An 18,483-nucleotide genomic window follows, 5' to 3' on the forward strand; every position below is an offset into this window, starting at 1 on the left:
CACGAACATTCTCTTATGAGTCAACCGAATTTTCTAAATTTTTAGATTAATATCATCTCATTTTAGCAAAAATCGCACACATTTGTCGGAAATGATACTGTGAGTAGCCAAATCCCGAACAAATCCGTTATAGTTAAACTGATTTTATACTATTACATAAGGAGCTGATTTTTATGAACGACGTACAAAACTTATTACGTAATCATACATCTGTCCGCAAATATACAGGTGAAGAAATTCCGAAAGAAAAAGTGTATGAAATGCTTCAAACGGCTCAAATGGCCGCAACGTCTCATTTCGTCCAAGCGTATAGTGTCATCTACGTAACAGACCCTGAGAAAAAACAAAAACTCGGTGAATACTCAAAAAATGATTTCCAATTTAAAACGGCGGGCGCTTCATTACTATTTTGCGTCGATTTCAAACGTCTACAAATTGCTGGCCAAAAATACGGCATCGATATTACAGCGGATACAGCTGAAAACATTTTAGTCGGCGTCAATGACGTCGGTTTATTTGCACAAAACTTTGTCGTGGCAGCTGAATCTGAAGGTTATGGCATTTGCTATATCGGTGGTGCACGTACTGGTATTCAAGAAATTAGCGAGCTATTCGACTTACCAGACTACGTATTCCCTATGTTCGCGATGACGATCGGTACACCGACGAAAACGAACGATTCAAAACCACGTTTACCAATCGATGCCATCGTTCACGAAAACGGTTATGACGTTGAAAAATACGACGAATTATTATCGCAATACGATGAAGATTTAAATCAATATTATTTAAACCGTAATGCGAACCAAAAAAATGAAAACTGGACACGTCAAATGGCTGATTACTTAGTTAATCAACAACGTCCACACATTAAAGAGTTTTTAGCATCAAAAGGCTTCACTTGGAAATAACATAAAAAAAGCAGTCATCGCTATGCGATGGCTGCTTTTTTATATTAAGCTACAACGTGACGTTTTCGAATAGCAAATATCGTGATGCTACCGAGGATCAATATAGCCCCGATAATAGAAATCAACGTCGAACGCTCCCCTGTTTGTGGCAACATTTGATTGTTCGCTGTATTCGTAGCGAACTGTGTCGATGCATAAGCAGGTTGTGTTGTTGACGGTAACACCGTGCTCGATGTCGTCAGTGGCATCGTTGAAGCAGCTGGTGTATTCCATCCACTTTGTGAACGTGCACTTTGATAAGGCATCGTCGTTGGCAGTTGTTGCGTGACTGTACTTGCGTATTGAGAAGGCGTAGCTGTCGGTCGCTCATACGTCGTTGTGAACGGTGGCTGACCTGTGCCTCCTGGATTTGGCGTAGTTGCTGGTGGATTGTTGTTTGTAACCGTCGTCATGTAGTAGTTCGTAATCGTAAATCCATCAATCGATGTTTTGTACGCTGGTACGGGGACTTCTACAATTTGATAGTCAATTTTTTGACCATTTTTGTAAACTGGCATATTTTCAAACGTATATTGCCAGTTCATTTGCGCGTTTAATTGTTTCGTTTCAATCGCTTTACCGTTCGCTAGTAATACGACCGTTATATTTTCTGGACGTTGTTGCGCAGCATTCGATTGATCTTCCCATTTTTTCACGATTGGAATCGTTGTCGTTTTCGGCTTATGTGTATTGACGATATCGTAGCCTTTTACAGTCGTTCGATAACCTGCTACCTTTTGTTCATCGACGCGGTATTGGATCAACTGTCCATCTTCATACTTTGGTAACTCAGCAAAACGATACGTCCAATTACTTTTCGCTGTGATCCGTTTTTCGTCTACTTTTTTGTCATTGGCAAATAGCGAAACGATAATACTTTCTGGGCGTTTACCGTCTTGGTTATCGTTGTCTTTCCAAATCTTTTTACCACTTATAGCTGTCGTTGCTGGCTTATACGTGTTAACGAGATTGTTTCCGACGATTTTCGTGCGATAACCGTCGACTTTTTGCTCATCGACGCGATATTCGATGAGCGCGTCATCATGATATTTCGGCAAGTTTGTAAATTCATACGTCCAATCGTCTTTTGCAGTGACGCTTTTCGAACTAACTTTCTCACCATCTGCTAGTAAATAGACTGTAATCGATGTTGGGCGCTTCCCATCTTGGTTGTCATTGTCTTGCCAAATCTTTTTACCACTCACCGTCGTCGTTGCGGGCGGTTCAGGTGTCGGCTGTTTTTCGTACGTGTTCGTAATGACCGCGCCGTCTACTGTCGACGTATACCCTTCTGGCACATCTACTTCTTTCACACTGTAACGATATGCAACGTCATCTTTGTCGTATTTAGCAAGTCCTTTAAACGTCGCAAACCAACCATTATTTTCATTTAAAACGACCGTTTTATCTGTCGGTTGATCGTTTTGGTATAGTTTCACTTCGATGCTGTCAGGACGTTTGCCCGCTTCGTCATTATCATCTTGCCATTGTTTCATTACAGAAAATGTAGCAGTAGGTTTTCCTGAGCCTGTTCCTGAAGCACCTGATTTTGGCGTCCATACCGTTTTTGTCGCAATATTTTCACCTTGTGCTGTCAGTTTACCGGTATTTTCATATTCGTTGTTTAACGTACCTGTTGGCTCTGTTTTGTATGAAATATATGCGGACAGTTTATTTAAATCACCGAGCGCAACTTTGAAACCTCGATCGGTCTTTTCGATAGTTGCTTGTCGGTCTGTCGTTTTCGTAAACGATACTTCTAAATCGTCGTTAAACTGACCGTATTGTACGTTGACATCACCAACGAGTCGTTGTCCTTCGCCGAGTATATCTTCATACACAACATTCGTTAATGAATCTTGCGCATAATTAATGCGGACACGCCATTCAATGACATTGTTTTCAACGTCAATCCAACCGTATTTACCGATTGATTCATCATCAGCTGGCCCAACGTTCGTCACGCGAATCGGAACTGTCGCATAGCCAAAATCTAATGCGTTTAAGTCATTGATTTCGACCGTATTTTGCTGTTGCCAATTCCAATTCGTCCAAAATGCGAGTGTCCCCGCTTTATCTTTCACATTCGTCTCAAAATAATCGTTAAACGTAATCGTCACCGTTTGGTCGCTTTTGTTTACTGCGGCGACACCGACGACCGTATCATCATTTTCCGATACGTGTACGTTAAACGTGTCGATACCGTCTGCAATTTTTAATTGATTCGGTAATTGAAACACCATTTGATCCCCATTTGCGATTTTCATATCATCTGGCACTGCCCAATTATAATGGACTGAAACCGATTCAAATACATCAAATGACGTTTGTGGATTTTCTACATATTGACTATACAGTTGCACGTCGGTTACGTATGCATTTGCTTCTTTCGTAATATGCCCTTCTGCCGCAGTCGCCATGGACGTCGAGCTGAACGGGAAAAATAAATAAGCACATACGAATAGTAGTCCGGTAAGAAAATAGTGTACGACTTTCATCGAATCCCTCCTTCTGAAAAAGTGTTTTTTTGCGTATGTCACGATTGATGTATATACTATTTATTTACCTATTTAACGATTCAACAAAACTTTATTATCAAAAAATTCAGTAAATTAGTCATAAATCTTTAAACACGTTATGCCGTTTTCTATTCGTCTAGGCCCAAAGCGAAAAAAAAGAGAACCACCGAAGCAGTTCTCTTTCATCATATTTTATTGCAATCCTTTAATCGTTAACTCTTTCACTGGTAAGAAAACGTCTGTCGATTGAATGTACGTCACGGTCACTTGGTCTTTCTCTTCTAAATAAATCGCAAGTGGTGCGACTTCCGTTGACACGATATAGTTATCACCGTTGTCTAATAAGAAGGAAACGTTTGTGAAATCACCATTTGCTTCTTTATATAAACGAACGATTTTCCCTTTTGCTGTTTTCTCTTCTTGTGACGAACTACCGTTTACAGTACTCGCTGCGCCGGTACGATTTAACACCGTTTTATATTGGCGTAGCGCCTCATTCGGTGTCGTTCCTTGAACAGCGATTTCAGGATTAGCTGCTGAGACGATATAGTAGTTTTGTAAAAAACCATTTGAATCAAGAATAGGCACTAGCCAACTTGCTTCACCGTAAAAATTATACAGTAGTGGCATCGACCCTTCCCATTTTTTTTCGACGAATTTTTTCTCAACGACTTGTAGTGCGCCTTCAGAATCCATATACGCTTCTTCTTTATTTCCTGTATAATACGTACCTTGTCCTGTACGTGCATTCGTTAAAGCATATCCAAGCATTGAATCAACGCCCTCTTTCGGACTTGTGAAATCTGTGAAGTAATACATATCGCCTTTTTCATCGAAAACAGGACTCACATTTGCTTCTGTTCCTTCATCTGAAGGTAATTTCACATCACGTTTACCGAAAATTGTATTGAAATAACCATGTACGTATTTACCGAAGTAACTATTTTGTAGGCTAACTGCCTCTGGAGATACGGCACCGTCGATAAACGCTGGGACATCTTTTAATGCGTACGTCGTCGTTTTACCTGATGCTGCATCGACCATCACAATCCCTTGCGATTCAAAGCCGTTACGTGCTGAAATAAACTTCCCGTACGTACGAATGTAGAACGGTTTTCCGTTGTCATCAATTTCTAATTGTACGTCCCCACTAAAAATTTTCGTCGGGTTGTGTAAACGCATGTAGCGTTCAACGTTGTTGTTTAAATATGCCGATTCAACATATTTCATTTCAGACTTGATAAATTTCGGATTCGCAGATGAGTCTGTAGCGCTTAATGAGAAATAACCTGGCGTCGTATTCCCTTTTAGCCATTTCCAAAAATCCGAAAATTCAACAGGTGCGATATAGACGTACTCCCCGTTCACTTTTTGAATTTGTAAATTCCCAAGCTCATAATAGCTCGTATTTGGCACTTGGCTAAACGCTTTTTTCATTTTGTTGCGTGCATATTTCGGCGGCACACTCGCTGGCGTTTTCGTTTCATCAAACGCTTTTAATTCTGTTTTCGTGTCCATTTTCGCAGAATCGTATTTTTTGTTAGCGTTTAGTACAGGTGCAACGATCATATAAATCGCAAATAGCACGCTTAACCCTGCAATAACGAACTTTACTTTACGTTCAATACCACTCGCAACAGTTGCACCGATGACCGCTAAAATGAAGAACGCAGGCCATAGTGCCGTCCAGTTTTGATCGATTTTTGTAATATAAAAAATAAGACCGAATACGATCAAACTCGCGACGAAAATACCGGCGAAAAATGCTGCTTTAAAGCCCCATTTATAATCGTCATCTTTCGTCTTCCCTGCAAACGGCACGATTAAAATCGCTGCAATCGCCGCAAAAATCGCTGCAATGACAAAAGTCATGATCATGTTGTTCCCTCCCATCTCGAATACTCACTATACGGTTGAAGCATTAAAAAGTTTCAATTAGGCAACAAATCGGGAATAAATACCCTAACATTCTCTAACATTGAGGGGGGAATTTTTATGCGTAATGTTTGTTATATTGTTGGAGCCATTGCATCCGCGATTTACTACTTACACTTTATGCCCCAACAAAGTCCGTATTTTGTTGAACAGATTTTCAAAGTCATTCCGATGCTGTTCATCATCTTACTCAGCTACCGTTTTCACGATGTCCGGCAGGAGAAGTATTCCGAAGCAATCGTTTTTGCGCTCATTTGGATTACGCTCGGTAACATCACCTTACCTTATCTATTTTTAAGCCTCATTTGTTTCTCACTCGGCCAACTTTACTTTTTACGCGCCTTTTCAACAACACCTTGGAAAACCCCACCGAAATGGCTACTGTCGATGCTCGTTGCGTTTGCTGCAATTGTCATCGGCTGGGTAGTCGGCAACATTTTAAAAGATCATTTATATGTCCTTGCTGTCATCATTAGTTTTTATATCGCCATTACGCTTACGACGCTTTGGGCTTCGTTTCATACGCGTCAATGGACGATTATTTCAGCGACGGTTTGTTTTATGTTCTCTAACTTATTATTTGCGATCGACAACTTCATTACCGCTTTACCTGAACTCCAATTAATCGTTATGACCCCTTACTATTGTGCAGGCCTTTTATTTAGTATTAGTATCGTAAAATATTTCGGTTTGCCAAATAAAGTGGTAGAATAACGTAAGAATAATCTTTATTTTCAAAAATTATATCTTACGTAACCATTAGGAGGATCTCTTACATGAAAGAAACAGTCATTGAACGCCTCGTGCGCTATACAACAATTGATACACAATCGGACGCAAACAGCGAAACAACACCATCAACTGCAAAGCAATGGGATTTATTACGCGTCCTTGAAGAAGAACTAAAAACGATCGGTATGTCAGACGTTGCAGTCGATGAAAATGGCTATTTATTCGCAACATTACCAGCGAACTCATCAAAAGACATTCCAACAATCGGTTTCCTTGCACACGTCGATACAGCGACAGACTTCACAGGTACGAACGTGAAGCCACAACGTTGGGATAACTATGACGGTAAAGACTTACAATTAAATGATAACGTCGTCTTAACGACTGCGATGTCACCAGAATTATCAAATTACGTTGGCCAAACGTTAATTACGACAGATGGTACGACATTACTTGGCGCAGATGATAAAGCCGGTATCGTTGAAATTATGACAGCGATGGAATATTTAATCCAACATCCTGAAATCGAACACGGTGAATTGCGCGTCGGCTTCACACCTGATGAGGAAATCGGTCGTGGCCCACATAAATTTGACGTCGAACGCTTCAACGCTGACTTCGCCTACACAATGGATGGTGGCCCGCTTGGTGAATTAGAATATGAAAGCTTCAACGCCGCTTATGCGAAAGTGACATTCGTCGGCACGAACGTTCACCCTGGTTCTGCGAAAGACAAAATGGTGAACTCAATTACAGCAGCAATTAAATTCCAAGAAATGATGCCGAAAGATGCGGTACCAGAATTAACAGACGGTCGTGACGGTTTCATTCACTTAATGGACTTCCACGGTTCAATTGAAAAAACGGAACTACAATACATTATTCGTGACCACGATCGCGAAGCATTCGAAGCGAAAAAAGCGCTTATCAAACAAGCTGTTGAAGCGATTGCGAACGAATACGGCAATGATGCAATCGAACTTGAAATGGCTGACCAATATTACAACATGGGCGATAAAATTGAACCTGTAAAACATATCGTCGACATCGCACACGAAGCGATGACAAATTTAGGAATTACACCAATCGTGAAACCGATTCGCGGCGGTACAGATGGTTCTCAATTATCTTACATGGGTTTACCGACACCTAACATTTTTGCAGGTGGCGAAAACATGCACGGTAAATACGAATACGTATCTGCTGAGACGATGGTAAAAGCGACAGAAGTCATTATTGAAATGGTGAAATTATACGAAGCAAAAGCTTAGTATATGAAAAACCGCGGTTGCATGATGCAACCGCGATTTTTTTTGCATATTTTTTAACTGTCCGGTACAATAAATGAAAATATTTTACATATTTTCCGCATAAAAAAAGAACGCTTTGGCTGGCGAAAACCTAGCGTTCCGGGAGTGTCCGTTCTATTCTAAACTTTTGAGGGGGGTAAAGAATAGTCCGTGTTTGATTAACTAAAGTTTGGAGAAAAGTAGTTAATCGAGTATCTTCTCAAAGTTGCAATGAAGAGAAGGAGTTTTTCTTTATGTGATAATGATAATCTTTCTCAATTAAATAGTCAATACATTTGAGAATATTTTTTCGTATTTTTTAAGAAAAGGAGTTTTTTACTATGTCTTCATTATCGCGCGATCAGTTGATACAACTGGGTTCGTACAGTATTTACCCAGATGAAATGGACCATATATTATTTTCGTTACAGGACGTTCTAATTGAGAATCGACAAACGGATATTTTAAATATGGCGAAAGTTTTCAGTGACAATGACAATGAAACAGTCGCATTGTCATACTTTACGAAACGGTATGGTATGTTCATCTCTATGCAATTTTATATGATGATTGCATTTGAAGAATGTTGGCAAGGTGACGTGGCCGACATCGGCTTCATTGCTCGCGACGAATATGGCCGTCGCTCATTATCAATGACAGCGCGTAGTAGTGATTGGGATTTCGTTGATGAAGATGAACGATTTGAAACGATTCATACGATTTTACATACGCAATGCTTCCCTGTCATTCAAGCGCTCAGAAAGATGACGTCCATTTCCCCACTTCTCCTTTGGGAAAATATTTTCGGATACATGTTATGGCACTTCCACACACTTTCTCAAAACTCGATGACCGAGGAGGCGACGCGTGAAGTACTCGATATTTTAGAAAGTCTGGACGTTTGGCGCGGCATTAGTGACCAGTCAATATGGCACCGTTATACAAATGGTGTTCATCCATCTTCACTCATTAACGTACCCGTTCGCAAAACGTGTTGTTTCTCAAAAGACGTGCCTGGTTTAATCGTCTGTGGTTTTTGTCCATTAAAATAACGTACTTTACAATATCAAACAACAGCAGTACACTATAGTTGAGTTTTTCCTTAAGGAAACATTTTGTACTTAGTGAAAAAGAAAGAAGGACTGCAACATGGCAAATATGAAAATACCGAATTTTCGTCCTTTTCAACAACCTACTGCACAACAAGTACTGCACGGTGACGTAAAAGGATTTCGTAAAGTTTTACCGTTTTTAGGCCCCGCATTTATTGCGGCGGTTGCCTATATCGATCCAGGTAACTTCGCAACGAATATTACGGCCGGCTCTCAATACGGCTATTTGCTGTTATGGGTCATCGTCGTATCGAACTTAATGGCCGTACTCATTCAAGCATTATCTGCTAAACTCGGCATTGCGACAGGCAAAAATTTACCGGAAGTTGCGCGCGCGCAATTTCCAAAATGGGTATCTGTCGGTTTATGGATTCAAGCTGAACTCGTCATTATGGCGACAGATTTAGCTGAATTTATCGGTGCCGCGCTCGGGCTTTATTTATTATTTGATATTCCGATGATTCCAGCCGCTCTCATTACAGCGGTCGGTTCATTTGCTATTTTAGAATTACAGCGTCGTGGCGTTCGCGCGTTTGAAGCAGGCGTTTCTGCAATGGTCGTCATGGTCGTATTAGCATTCGCCGTCCAACTCTTTATCGCACAACCTGTCGCTAGTGATGTCGTTGGTGGCTTCATGCCCGCATTTGATGGCGTCGACTCAATATTACTCGCAACAGGTATTCTTGGCGCAACGGTCATGCCACATGCAATTTATTTACATTCATCATTAACCCAACATCGTGTGAAAGCTGAAACACCTGCGCTGAAAAAACGTGTATTCCGTTTTGAACTACTCGATATCGTCGTAGCAATGATTGTTGCAGGTGCCATTAATATGGCGATGCTTATTATCGCCGCAGCCGTATTCCATACGAAAGGACTCGTCATCGATGACTTAGACATTGCGTATCATGCATTTCATGATATGCTCGGTCCAATTGGCGCAATTTCGTTCGGCCTCGGCTTACTGATTGCGGGGCTCGCTAGTTCTTCAGTCGGTACACTTTCTGGCGATGTCGTCATGCAAGGATTTATTAATAAAAGCATTCGACTTTACGTGCGCCGGACGATTACGATGCTACCACCACTTGCGATTATTCTTTTCGGCATCAATGCGACGAAAGCGCTCGTTTGGAGCCAAGTCATTTTATCATTCGGGATTGCGTTTGCACTTATCCCACTCGTTTTATTTACGAGCAACAAACGAATTATGGGCGCACTTGTCAATCATCGCCTCACAACGATTACTGGTTGGGCGATTTCATTGCTCGTCGTATCATTGAATTTATATTTAATTTACGAAACGTTTTTCACACATTAAAAAAACCTCGCAGATTGCGAGGTTTTTTAATATATTAATTCCTTATTTTTCATAAATGACCATAAAATCATTACTAGTTGGTATGAGCGTCGTACCGACGAAGCCTTGTTTCAACAACGCTTGTTGTGCTTCTATATCGCCCATAGACACTTCGCGCTGTTCTGCGTATTGTGGCGCTGCTTCTTTTAATGCTTTAAAGAAAATGTAACGCAATTTGCCACCGTATTTTAATTTTAAGCCTTTAATGACAAGCCCTTGTGCAAACTTATCTTTTAAGCTCGGAATGTTGTAAGGCTTCACCGTTGCACATACGTAGTCATAACGTGATTGGTCTGCGGCTTCCATAATAATACTAGCCATTATTTTTTGTAAGCCGTATCCACGCCAGTCTGGATCAACATTTGAAATTTCTTGGTAAAAAACGCGGCTTAATTGCGCTTCTGATAAACCACAATCAACACCTAAATGTTCTGGGTCGTCTTGTGGATCTAACAATGCGCGGAAAGCAATGAGCGCTTCGTTCACGTAAATGCCAATTAATAATCCATTGCCACCTAAAATGTTTTCAAATTCTTCCGTTGATAATGGTTGTAACGTATTTTTATCTGGTAGTGCGTCATACACTTTTTGTTGTAACGTTTCAAGCTCCGGCAGTTGTGCCATCGTTAGCTTGCGCGCTTCGAATGTATGCGTTCCTAACATGCCTTCGTGTAAATGCATATTATCCCTCTTTCACGACCGTTTTAAATTTGCATAGCTCTTCTAAAATCGTTTCGTCGACAGTCACACCTAAACCTGGTTTTTCATTTAGTTCAATGAATGGTACATCGTAATGTAAGTCGCCGATATCTTTTGAGAATTTTAACGGACCTGTTAGTTCGACGCTCGTCATAATTTTTTTCGAGAAGGCAACGTGGAAACCAGCAGCAGAACCGACAGATGATTCGACCATTGAGCCAACTTGGCATTCAATACCGGCCATTTCAGCCATAACTGCTAGTTTCATCGCTGGATAAATACCGCCGCATTTCATTAATTTAATGTTCACTTTATCTGCGGCGCGCTTCGCGATAATTTCACGCATTTCTTTCACGCCGTGTAGCCCTTCATCAATCATCAATGGCACATCTGATTTTGATTTAATTTCGACCATCGCATCGATGTCATCCGCTTTAACCGGTTGCTCTAACCAATCGATATCTAAATCTTTTAATGCGCGTAAACCGCGTAACGTCGTCGCTGCATTGACCCAACCTTGGTTCACATCGACGCGGATTGCAATGTCGTCACCGACGCGTTCACGTACCGCTTGAATACGCGCCACATCTTTCATCACTTCTGTGCCGACTTTCATTTTAAATGAGCGATAACCCATCTCTACACGTGCCGCTGCTTCTGCTGCCATCTTTTCTGGCGCGCCGATGCTTAATACGTGTGTGATCGGGAATTTTTTGTGGAAACGTCCTCCAATTAATTGATATACTGGTACTTGCAATGCTTTTCCCGCAATATCAAAACATGCAATATCGATCGCCGCTTTGGCAGCTGGGACGTCGCGAATAATTTTGTTCATTACGTCGTGGATATGTTCAAATGCAAGTGGATTTTGACCAATCATCGCAGGTGCTAATTGATGTTTCAGTACAGCATATGTGCTTTCCCATGACTCGCCTGTCACGTGATCATCTGGTACAGATTCGCCGTAGCCGACAATTCCCGTATCTGTCGTCATTTTCACAATGATAGAAGGCATTGTATCGTAAGAATCGTATGAAATGACAAATGGTTCGATTAATGGTAAATGAATTGCATAAATTTCAATTTCTTTAATTTTCATGTTTTGTATACTCCTGTTATAATTAAAATAGGTTTTGTCGCTAAATAGTCGTTAAATAACGACATGAATAAATGAAAAGGAACGATAAAGTATGTCTACAAAAGTAGCTGTTATAAGCTCGCACGCATTCCAACATCGCTTATCGAAGCTTGCAGAGCAAATCGATGATGTTGAGCTCGACTTTTATATTTACGAACAGCCATCTGAGGCACCTTTGCTGTTAAAGCAAGTAAAACCTTGTGACGTTCTGTTCATTACTGGCACGTTGCCTTACCTTTATAGTAAACCAATGTTAGATAAATGGCCAATCCCCTGGACGTATTTAAAGCAAGATGAATTCGCCGTATCGAACACGCTACTTGCGATGATGGCAAACCATGCGATCTCGTTAAATCGTCTATCAATCGACGTGATGAACGCACAATTCGTTGATAATGTGTTAAAAGACATTGAATATGACGGACGTCCACCGTATACATTTGAAATTAAACCGCCCGTCGATGTCGATCAGCTGTTTGAGCATCACGATCAATTATGGCGCGAGAAAAAAATCGATTTCGTCGTCACAAGTAGTCATAATGTGTACGAAAAACTACGACGAGTACAAATTCCTTGTATGCGTTTCCTTGATTCTTCGACTTCTATTTTAAGACGTTTGGAAGAAACGAAAGCGCTTTCTCGAATGACAAAATCCGAATCGGCGAAAGTCGTCGTCGGTATTGTCGAGATGTCCCCAGTTGATAAAGTATTCGTACAAAGTATCGCCTCATCGGTACATGCGATTCAACAGCCGATTAGTGAAGGACGCATTGAACTCTATACGACAATGGGTCATTTACAACATGCGCTCGATCATCAAAAAATTACACAACTCGTTCAATTGGCGAACAACGATGCAAAAATTTCATTCGGTTTCGGCCAATCAATTAACGATGCTGAACAAAACGCGCTATACGCTTTACAATATACTGCGCCGAATAGTATTTGTATTGTCGATGAACGTAAAAATTTAATTAACCCGATTTTAAAAGACTCGAAACTGTCGCTTCAAATTCAAGATCCGTACATTATGAAGCTCGCGAAAGAAACACAACTGAGCCCGCTGAACATCTCAAAAATTATTTCGTTTAGCAAATCACGTCAAGATCAAGAATTTACGGCACATGACTTATCCGAGTATTTACAAGTGACGCGCCGCACGACGGAACGTATTTTGAAAAAGTTACTCGATAACGAGTACGTCCGCGTCGTCGGTGAAGAAATGGGTTATCAACAAGGCCGTCCGCGTACTGTCTATGCGCTCGACTTTGCTGTTTATGAATCTTAAAAAAAGGATTCGCAACGATTGCGAATCCTTTTTTCTATGCATGAACGCTCACAGGTGTTTTTAACGTTTCCGCTAATACTTGTGCCGCAACATATAATGCATCGTGATTAAATGTCATATACGGATGGTGTAAGCCTGGCGCTAAATCTGCACCAATACCAATCATCGTCGCTTTTAGTGCTGGCTTTTTCACCGTATAGAAATGGAAATCATCACTACCCGGTGTGTAAATGTGTGGTGCTAGCGCTTCTTTACCACATACTTTTTCAATCGCACGTTCCGCAATGTCAGCAGCTTCATCTGATACGACCGCACCTGGTGTATAATCGACCCACTCCCAAGACATATCGATGTCGTATTGCGTACGAATCATTTGTAAGCCACGCTCAATATGCGCATGCATGTCGTCTAGCGTCGCATTATCTTGTGCGCGCACATCCATTGAGAAGCTAGCCGCACCTGGAATAATGTTGACGCTACCGCCATCAGCAACGATTTTCGTTAATTTCGCTGAATGTGGTGTAAATGGTGATACGTGTAGCGACTGTAACATTTGTTGAATCGCCATAATAACGTCAATCGCATTTTTCCCTTGGTGTGGGCGTGCGCCGTGGGCATCTACACCTTGAATTGTACCGTTTAAAAAGTACGCAGCCCCGTGATGCATCGCTGGCGTTACTTTACCGAATGGAATTTCATCAATTGGTCGTAAATGGACACCGAATAAATGCGATACGCCATCTACCGCACCACGTTCAATAGCCGCGACCGAACCGTTACCCATTTCTTCTGCTGGTTGGAAAATAAAACGAACGCGGTGGTCGAGTTGTTCATCTTTCAATAGCATTAATGCACCGAGCACCATTGAAATATTCGCATCATGACCACAAGAATGATTCGCTTGCCATACACCGTTTACTTCTTGCCAAAGCGCATCGATATCTGCACGTACAGCGACGCATTGTTCTCCTTCACCAATTTCTGCAACGAGACCTGTTACATCATTAAATAAACGATAAGATACATTTAAATCATCTAAAATTTCAGCGATTTTTTTCGTTGTTTCGACTTCTTTCCAGCTAATTTCAGCATGTGTATGAAAATGGTTAAACCATTGTAAAATTTGTTGTTCTACTGACATTTAAAACGCTCCTAACAATTTAAAACTTCCTCTACTATACATCGAACGCAAAAAAAAGAAAACGGCCATGCTTCCACACTCCGTTTTCATACTGTTAAATTATGCACGTAAAATTTCAGCTTCTTCTGTCGTTGTCGATATACTTTTTTGTTTCACCTCTGCGAGCACATATAATTCCATTAAATCTTGTTTCGTTAAACTTTGCATCATGTCATTCAAATCACGCAATAACGAATTGCGGCTTTTCGTCACGTCTGATAAACTTGGGATTTCGCCGTCGTCTACTTGATTTAATAACAATTCATCAGCTGAAATGGCAAGCGCTTGGCTCAATTTAACGATCCATTTTGCAGAAGGCACACTTTCGCCTACCTCCCAACTTTTAATACGACTTGCGGATGTGCCGATTTGTTTAGCAAGCGACAACATCGAATGATTACTCGTTTCTCGTAAAGACTTTAACTGTTCTCCGAATAATTTAGCATTGAACATTTTACGTCCTCCCTTCTCGATAATCCCCAAAACATTAGGTTAAATGACTAAACCAATGGTACACTGATGAACAATTGGATAGTATTTCCTTTATTTTAAAACAAAATCACAGTTTAAAGTAGAATTTTTTTATTTTTTTTAGCTATTTTCTTCAAATCCTAAAAACATAGGATGAATAGCATAAAATAACAAATGATTTTTAGCTATAAATACATGATAATAAGTAAGAAGGAGGGCATTCGATGAAAAAAAATACAATGATGAAGCTTGGTATTGGCATCGCATTCGTTCTCATCGTTACATTGATCACTATAGGTATTTCCAACCATAAAGATCAAACAGCGCAAGAAGATGTCATGAATACGTGGAAAACGATCATAGAGCAACATCAATTCAAAAAAATTCCTGACGTTGTGACAACTTCTTCTCTTGAGAAAAATGACTTTACGAAAAAAAGCGTCATCAAAAAATATAAAACGGTGTTTAACGGTATCGGCGCCACACAAACGAAAATGAGCAATATGAAGTTAGTCGAAACGAGTAAAGACCATTATAAATTCACGTATCAATTAACGATGCATACGTCGATCGGACAAATTCCAAAACTCGACTATAGCGCAAACGTCATCAAAAAAGATGGTCGCTATATCATTGAATGGACACCGTCATTATTATTCCCACATATGCAAAGTACCGATAAAATTTCTTATACGATTGACCGCGCCATTCGTGGAAACATCGTCGATCGCAACGAACAACCACTAGCGATAATGGCACCTTATTATGAAATGGGTGTCATTCCAGGAGATTTAGGAACGGGCAAAAAACGTGAAAAGAACTTACAAAAAATCGCGGATAGTTTCGACTTAACGGTTGAGAGTATCGAGAAAAAAATGGCGCAAAGTTGGGTAACAGATGCATTATTTGTACCGCTGGAAATCGTAGAACAAAAAGACGTCCAAAAAATTGATGGCGTCCAATACGGAGCGCGTGATTTACGCTATTACCCTCTCGGTGAAGCTGCTGCACATTTAATCGGGTATACCGGCAAAGCGAACGAAGAAGATTTGAAAAAAGACAAAACGTTGCATCGCGATGATGTGATTGGTAAAACGGGACTTGAAAAAGCGTACGACAAAGAATTACGCGGTGAAGATGGTGGACAAATTGCCATCGTTACGCAAAGTGGTCGTGTACGTGACGTCTTACTACATGCAGAGCGGACAGACGGTAAAAATATTCAATTAACGATTGATTCTACAATTCAAAAAGCAACGTTCAAAGCGCTAGAAAAAGCGACCGGTGCTTCTGTCGTCATCAATCCGAAAAACGGCGACTTAACAGCACTTGTCAGTAAGCCTTCATTCGATCCAAACTTAATGGTTCGCGGCATTTCACAAGAACAATATGAAAAGTATGCAGAAAATGAAGACTTACCATTTTTAAGCCGTTTCACACAACGATACGCACCTGGTTCAACGATGAAAACGATGACCGCTGCTATCGGACTAGATAACGGTACGACGACGGAAAATAAAACGCATCGCATTGAAGGGTTGAAATGGCAAAAAGATACGACATGGGGTTCGTACTATGTCACACGTCTTCACGATGATGTAACGAACGTTGAATACAAAAGCGCCCTTATTTACTCAGATAATATTTTTTTCGCTAAAGAAGGGCTTGAAATGGGCGAGAAAAAATTACGCGCTGGGTTAAGTAAATTCGCTTTCGATAAAGATTTCAATTTACCGTTAGCAATGAAACCGGCACAAATTTCAAACGACAAAACGTTCAAATCTGACATTTTACTTGCCGATACAGCTTATGGGCAAGGACAAGTGTTAATGTCCCCTATCCAGCAAGCAGTGTCTTACACAGCTTTCGCAAATGATGGCAATATGAGCTATCCACGCTTAGTAATGGATGCAAAAGAAAAGTCATCACAAGCAATTAGCGCAACTACTGCACATAAAGTACGTGCAGCGATGCAGCAAGTCATTCGCCACGATGGCGGTACAGGGAACATTTTAAAAAGCTTGCCATACAACTTAGCTGCCAAAACCGGCACAGCTGAATTAAAGCAAAAGCAAGGTGTTTATAACGGCACCGAAAATAGCTTCGTACTCGTCTTCAACGCTAATAAAGAAAATTACTTACTACTATCTATCGTTGAAAATCATGAGAAAACAGGTCGTACAGCAATTGAACTATCTAAATCGCTCATTCCTGTCTTAGAAGCACAAAAAGAACCGCGTTCATAGCGCGGTTCTTTTCTTTTACCAAAATAGTGGCTTGGCGACCATTAACCAAAGCATTATCAATAATAAGATGATGTAAATCAATACGGCTTTTCGTAATGCACGTACAAATGTATGCTGTACGAACTGAGGTGTGCCAAACGTGCGTAGCGTTGGCTTGAAAGCACGCGCTAAATATACGACGGCACTCATCAACGTTACGAACGTCACGACGATCCACGGTGTCGTCCAGCTGTATCCCCCAGTAATTGCCGCAAGTATGCCAAATACGACGAGGAAATGTCCCGCATGTTTAACGACTTGTACAGCTAAGCGAAATACTTCAACGTATCCTTGTAACACACGCAAATCTTGTTCGCGCGCCATCTTTGTTAATAATGGAAAGAGCACAAAAAATGGTCCAATCGATAAAATCGCTCCGATAATATGCAAATAAACAACGATCGTATGTAACATGTAACTGCCTCCAATATGAATAACTTGTAAACCTTATGTAAACCTTTTGTAACACCGTTTTGTTTTTTGAAAATAGGGTATATGTATCATTACTATAGAGAATAGATGGGAGAGAAGCATATGGGAATCCACAAATTTTTTATGAGCTTGAACGATTTAGAAAGAATCATTCGATGCCCAGGACGCTTTAAATTCGAGGAACACAATGTTGCTGCCCACTCATGGAAAGTTTCACAGTATGCGCTCGTCTTCGCCACAATCGAAGAAAATCACGGTGCGACGATCGACTGGAAATCATTATATGAGAAAACTATTAATCACGATTACGGAGAAGTGTTCATCGGGGATATTAAAACCCCTGTGAAACACTCCTCACCAGAATTGAAAGAAATGATTGCCCACGTCGAAGAAAAAATGGTAGAGGACTTTATTTTACGCGAAATTCCTGAACATTTTCAAGCTGTCTTTAAAGAGCGCTTAAAAGAAGGCAAAGACGGCTCACTAGAAGGACGTCTACTTGAATTAGCAGATAAACTCGACCAATTTTATGAGTCGTTCTCAGAGCTTAAACGTGGCAATACGGATCCTGAGTTTATCATTATGTACCAACACGCATTAAAAGGCATTTTAAAAATTGACCTTGTCCCAAGTGTGCGCTACTTTAAAGAAACCATTTTAACCGACGTATTGCAAGAAGATACGACGATCGATATTACAAAACTAACAAATGAAGTCATTGAAAAAGTGTAGCATCGGCTACATTCTTTTTTTATACTTTTTTGACTATAGCGTTCTCCCTTGCACAAATATATCAGATGCAGTATAGTATTAATACAAGCTGCATTGCTCGTAATAATATTAAGTTTTAACCTTTGAGCTGTAATAGGGAGTTTTAGATTAAGAGTCGACTGGCAGGCCTTACTTTAATGTAAGGACATACAAGAACCTCTTTGCGAACACCCACTTTGAGAAGTGGTGGTTTAAAACTTTCAATATAATGACTTACGGCAAAGGCGGCTTTTGAATTGTCTATTATACACTTTATATAGAAACATCGTATACGTTTTGTATACGGTGTTTTTTAATCGTATTTTTTATTTTTGAGCAAACA

At 40.5% G+C, this 18,483-nt stretch carries 15 protein-coding genes and 1 other RNA gene; 9 read left to right on the top strand and 7 right to left on the bottom strand.

The window, feature by feature from the left end; all coding sequences use genetic code 11:
• The first annotated feature begins 173 nt into the window (after positions 1 to 173).
• Entirely contained in the window at positions 174 to 911 is a 738-nt protein-coding gene (gene nfsA, locus KMHG_RS04225) for an oxygen-insensitive NADPH nitroreductase (protein WP_010287278.1), read from the top strand.
• 44 nt (positions 912 to 955) lie between these two features.
• Here the strand turns inward: nfsA and KMHG_RS18295 are convergent, their stop codons facing one another.
• Positions 956 to 3,448, bottom strand: a complete 2,493-nt coding sequence (locus KMHG_RS18295) for a Cna B-type domain-containing protein (RefSeq protein WP_010287280.1) — start codon at positions 3,446 to 3,448, stop codon at positions 956 to 958.
• A 213-nt stretch (positions 3,449 to 3,661) separates the two neighbouring features.
• Positions 3,662 to 5,347: a hypothetical protein gene (locus tag KMHG_RS04235; RefSeq protein WP_010287281.1), complete on the bottom strand. Its 1,686-nt coding sequence runs from the start codon at positions 5,345 to 5,347 to the stop codon at positions 3,662 to 3,664.
• 117 nt (positions 5,348 to 5,464) lie between these two features.
• Between KMHG_RS04235 and KMHG_RS04240 the strand changes: the two genes are divergently transcribed.
• The 4 genes from KMHG_RS04240 (at position 5,465) to KMHG_RS04255 (ending at position 9,858) form a co-directional block, all read left to right on the top strand.
• Positions 5,465 to 6,118 carry a lysoplasmalogenase family protein gene (locus KMHG_RS04240; RefSeq protein WP_010287282.1) on the top strand — a complete coding sequence of 218 codons (654 nt, stop codon included), beginning with the start codon at positions 5,465 to 5,467 and terminating at the stop codon, positions 6,116 to 6,118.
• 62 nt (positions 6,119 to 6,180) lie between these two features.
• Positions 6,181 to 7,407 (top strand): peptidase T, encoded by a 1,227-nt coding sequence (gene pepT, locus KMHG_RS04245; protein ID WP_010287283.1) that lies wholly within the window; start codon positions 6,181 to 6,183, stop codon positions 7,405 to 7,407.
• A gap of 359 nt (positions 7,408 to 7,766) precedes the next feature.
• Positions 7,767 to 8,477, top strand: coding sequence for an IucA/IucC family C-terminal-domain containing protein (locus tag KMHG_RS04250; RefSeq protein ID WP_010287284.1), 711 nt, complete (start codon positions 7,767 to 7,769; stop codon positions 8,475 to 8,477).
• A gap of 97 nt (positions 8,478 to 8,574) precedes the next feature.
• A complete protein-coding gene (locus tag KMHG_RS04255) occupies positions 8,575 to 9,858 on the top strand; it encodes an Nramp family divalent metal transporter (RefSeq protein ID WP_010287286.1) in 1,284 nt (427 codons plus the stop codon).
• Between the two features lie 42 nt (positions 9,859 to 9,900).
• Here KMHG_RS04255 and KMHG_RS04260 read toward each other — a convergent pair whose 3' ends face one another.
• Together KMHG_RS04260 and KMHG_RS04265 are read right to left on the bottom strand one after the other, a co-directional pair.
• A complete protein-coding gene (locus KMHG_RS04260; RefSeq protein ID WP_010287287.1) occupies positions 9,901 to 10,578 on the bottom strand; it encodes a hypothetical protein in 678 nt (225 codons plus the stop codon).
• 1 nt (position 10,579) lies between these two features.
• Entirely contained in the window at positions 10,580 to 11,695 is a 1,116-nt protein-coding gene (locus KMHG_RS04265; protein ID WP_010287289.1) for a mandelate racemase/muconate lactonizing enzyme family protein, read from the bottom strand.
• Positions 11,696 to 11,786: 91 nt separating this feature from the next.
• On the opposite strand from KMHG_RS04265, the gene KMHG_RS04270 reads away from it, so the two are divergent.
• Complete coding sequence (locus KMHG_RS04270) at positions 11,787 to 13,022, top strand: hypothetical protein (protein WP_010287290.1); 1,236 nt, start codon at positions 11,787 to 11,789, stop codon at positions 13,020 to 13,022.
• A 34-nt stretch (positions 13,023 to 13,056) separates the two neighbouring features.
• Here KMHG_RS04270 and KMHG_RS04275 read toward each other — a convergent pair whose 3' ends face one another.
• The gene (locus tag KMHG_RS04275) at positions 13,057 to 14,163 is read right to left on the bottom strand and encodes an amidohydrolase (protein ID WP_010287291.1); all 1,107 of its coding nucleotides are present in this window, start codon (positions 14,161 to 14,163) and stop codon (positions 13,057 to 13,059) included.
• Positions 14,164 to 14,262: 99 nt separating this feature from the next.
• Positions 14,263 to 14,655, bottom strand: a complete 393-nt coding sequence (locus KMHG_RS04280; protein WP_010287292.1) for a helix-turn-helix domain-containing protein — start codon at positions 14,653 to 14,655, stop codon at positions 14,263 to 14,265.
• 242 nt (positions 14,656 to 14,897) lie between these two features.
• Between KMHG_RS04280 and pbp4 the strand changes: the two genes are divergently transcribed.
• A complete protein-coding gene (gene pbp4 / locus KMHG_RS04285; RefSeq protein ID WP_010287293.1) occupies positions 14,898 to 16,919 on the top strand; it encodes a penicillin-binding protein PBP4(5) in 2,022 nt (673 codons plus the stop codon).
• Between the two features lie 15 nt (positions 16,920 to 16,934).
• On the opposite strand, the gene KMHG_RS04290 is transcribed toward pbp4, so the two are convergent.
• Positions 16,935 to 17,372 carry a hypothetical protein gene (locus tag KMHG_RS04290; protein WP_010287294.1) on the bottom strand — a complete coding sequence of 146 codons (438 nt, stop codon included), beginning with the start codon at positions 17,370 to 17,372 and terminating at the stop codon, positions 16,935 to 16,937.
• Between the two features lie 120 nt (positions 17,373 to 17,492).
• Here KMHG_RS04290 and KMHG_RS04295 point away from each other — a divergent pair, with 120 nt between their 5' ends.
• Positions 17,493 to 18,122: a YfbR-like 5'-deoxynucleotidase gene (locus KMHG_RS04295; RefSeq protein WP_010287295.1), complete on the top strand. Its 630-nt coding sequence runs from the start codon at positions 17,493 to 17,495 to the stop codon at positions 18,120 to 18,122.
• 82 nt (positions 18,123 to 18,204) lie between these two features.
• Positions 18,205 to 18,396: non-coding RNA, 6S RNA (gene ssrS / locus KMHG_RS18685), on the top strand.
• Positions 18,397 to 18,483: the final 87 nt, after the last annotated feature.

Source organism: Kurthia massiliensis, assembly GCF_000285555.1.
Taxonomy (GTDB): Bacteria; Bacillota; Bacilli; order Bacillales_A; family Planococcaceae; genus Kurthia; species Kurthia massiliensis.

What these genes read in the sequence shown, in the direction of transcription:
- KMHG_RS04295 (WP_010287295.1), top strand. Translation starts at nt 17,493, where the DNA reads ATGGGAATCCACAAATTTTTTATGAGCTTGAACGATTTAGAAAGAATC.
- pbp4 (WP_010287293.1), top strand. Translation starts at nt 14,898, where the DNA reads ATGAAAAAAAATACAATGATGAAGCTTGGTATTGGCATCGCATTCGTT.
- KMHG_RS18295 (WP_010287280.1), bottom strand. Translation starts at nt 3,448, where the DNA reads ATGAAAGTCGTACACTATTTTCTTACCGGACTACTATTCGTATGTGCT.
- KMHG_RS04255 (WP_010287286.1), top strand. Translation starts at nt 8,575, where the DNA reads ATGGCAAATATGAAAATACCGAATTTTCGTCCTTTTCAACAACCTACT.
- KMHG_RS04265 (WP_010287289.1), bottom strand. Translation starts at nt 11,695, where the DNA reads ATGAAAATTAAAGAAATTGAAATTTATGCAATTCATTTACCATTAATC.
- KMHG_RS04280 (WP_010287292.1), bottom strand. Translation starts at nt 14,655, where the DNA reads ATGTTCAATGCTAAATTATTCGGAGAACAGTTAAAGTCTTTACGAGAA.
- KMHG_RS04270 (WP_010287290.1), top strand. Translation starts at nt 11,787, where the DNA reads ATGTCTACAAAAGTAGCTGTTATAAGCTCGCACGCATTCCAACATCGC.
- nfsA (WP_010287278.1), top strand. Translation starts at nt 174, where the DNA reads ATGAACGACGTACAAAACTTATTACGTAATCATACATCTGTCCGCAAA.
- KMHG_RS04235 (WP_010287281.1), bottom strand. Translation starts at nt 5,347, where the DNA reads ATGATCATGACTTTTGTCATTGCAGCGATTTTTGCGGCGATTGCAGCG.
- pepT (WP_010287283.1), top strand. Translation starts at nt 6,181, where the DNA reads ATGAAAGAAACAGTCATTGAACGCCTCGTGCGCTATACAACAATTGAT.
- KMHG_RS04240 (WP_010287282.1), top strand. Translation starts at nt 5,465, where the DNA reads ATGCGTAATGTTTGTTATATTGTTGGAGCCATTGCATCCGCGATTTAC.
- KMHG_RS04275 (WP_010287291.1), bottom strand. Translation starts at nt 14,163, where the DNA reads ATGTCAGTAGAACAACAAATTTTACAATGGTTTAACCATTTTCATACA.
- KMHG_RS04250 (WP_010287284.1), top strand. Translation starts at nt 7,767, where the DNA reads ATGTCTTCATTATCGCGCGATCAGTTGATACAACTGGGTTCGTACAGT.
- KMHG_RS04290 (WP_010287294.1), bottom strand. Translation starts at nt 17,372, where the DNA reads ATGTTACATACGATCGTTGTTTATTTGCATATTATCGGAGCGATTTTA.
- KMHG_RS04260 (WP_010287287.1), bottom strand. Translation starts at nt 10,578, where the DNA reads ATGCATTTACACGAAGGCATGTTAGGAACGCATACATTCGAAGCGCGC.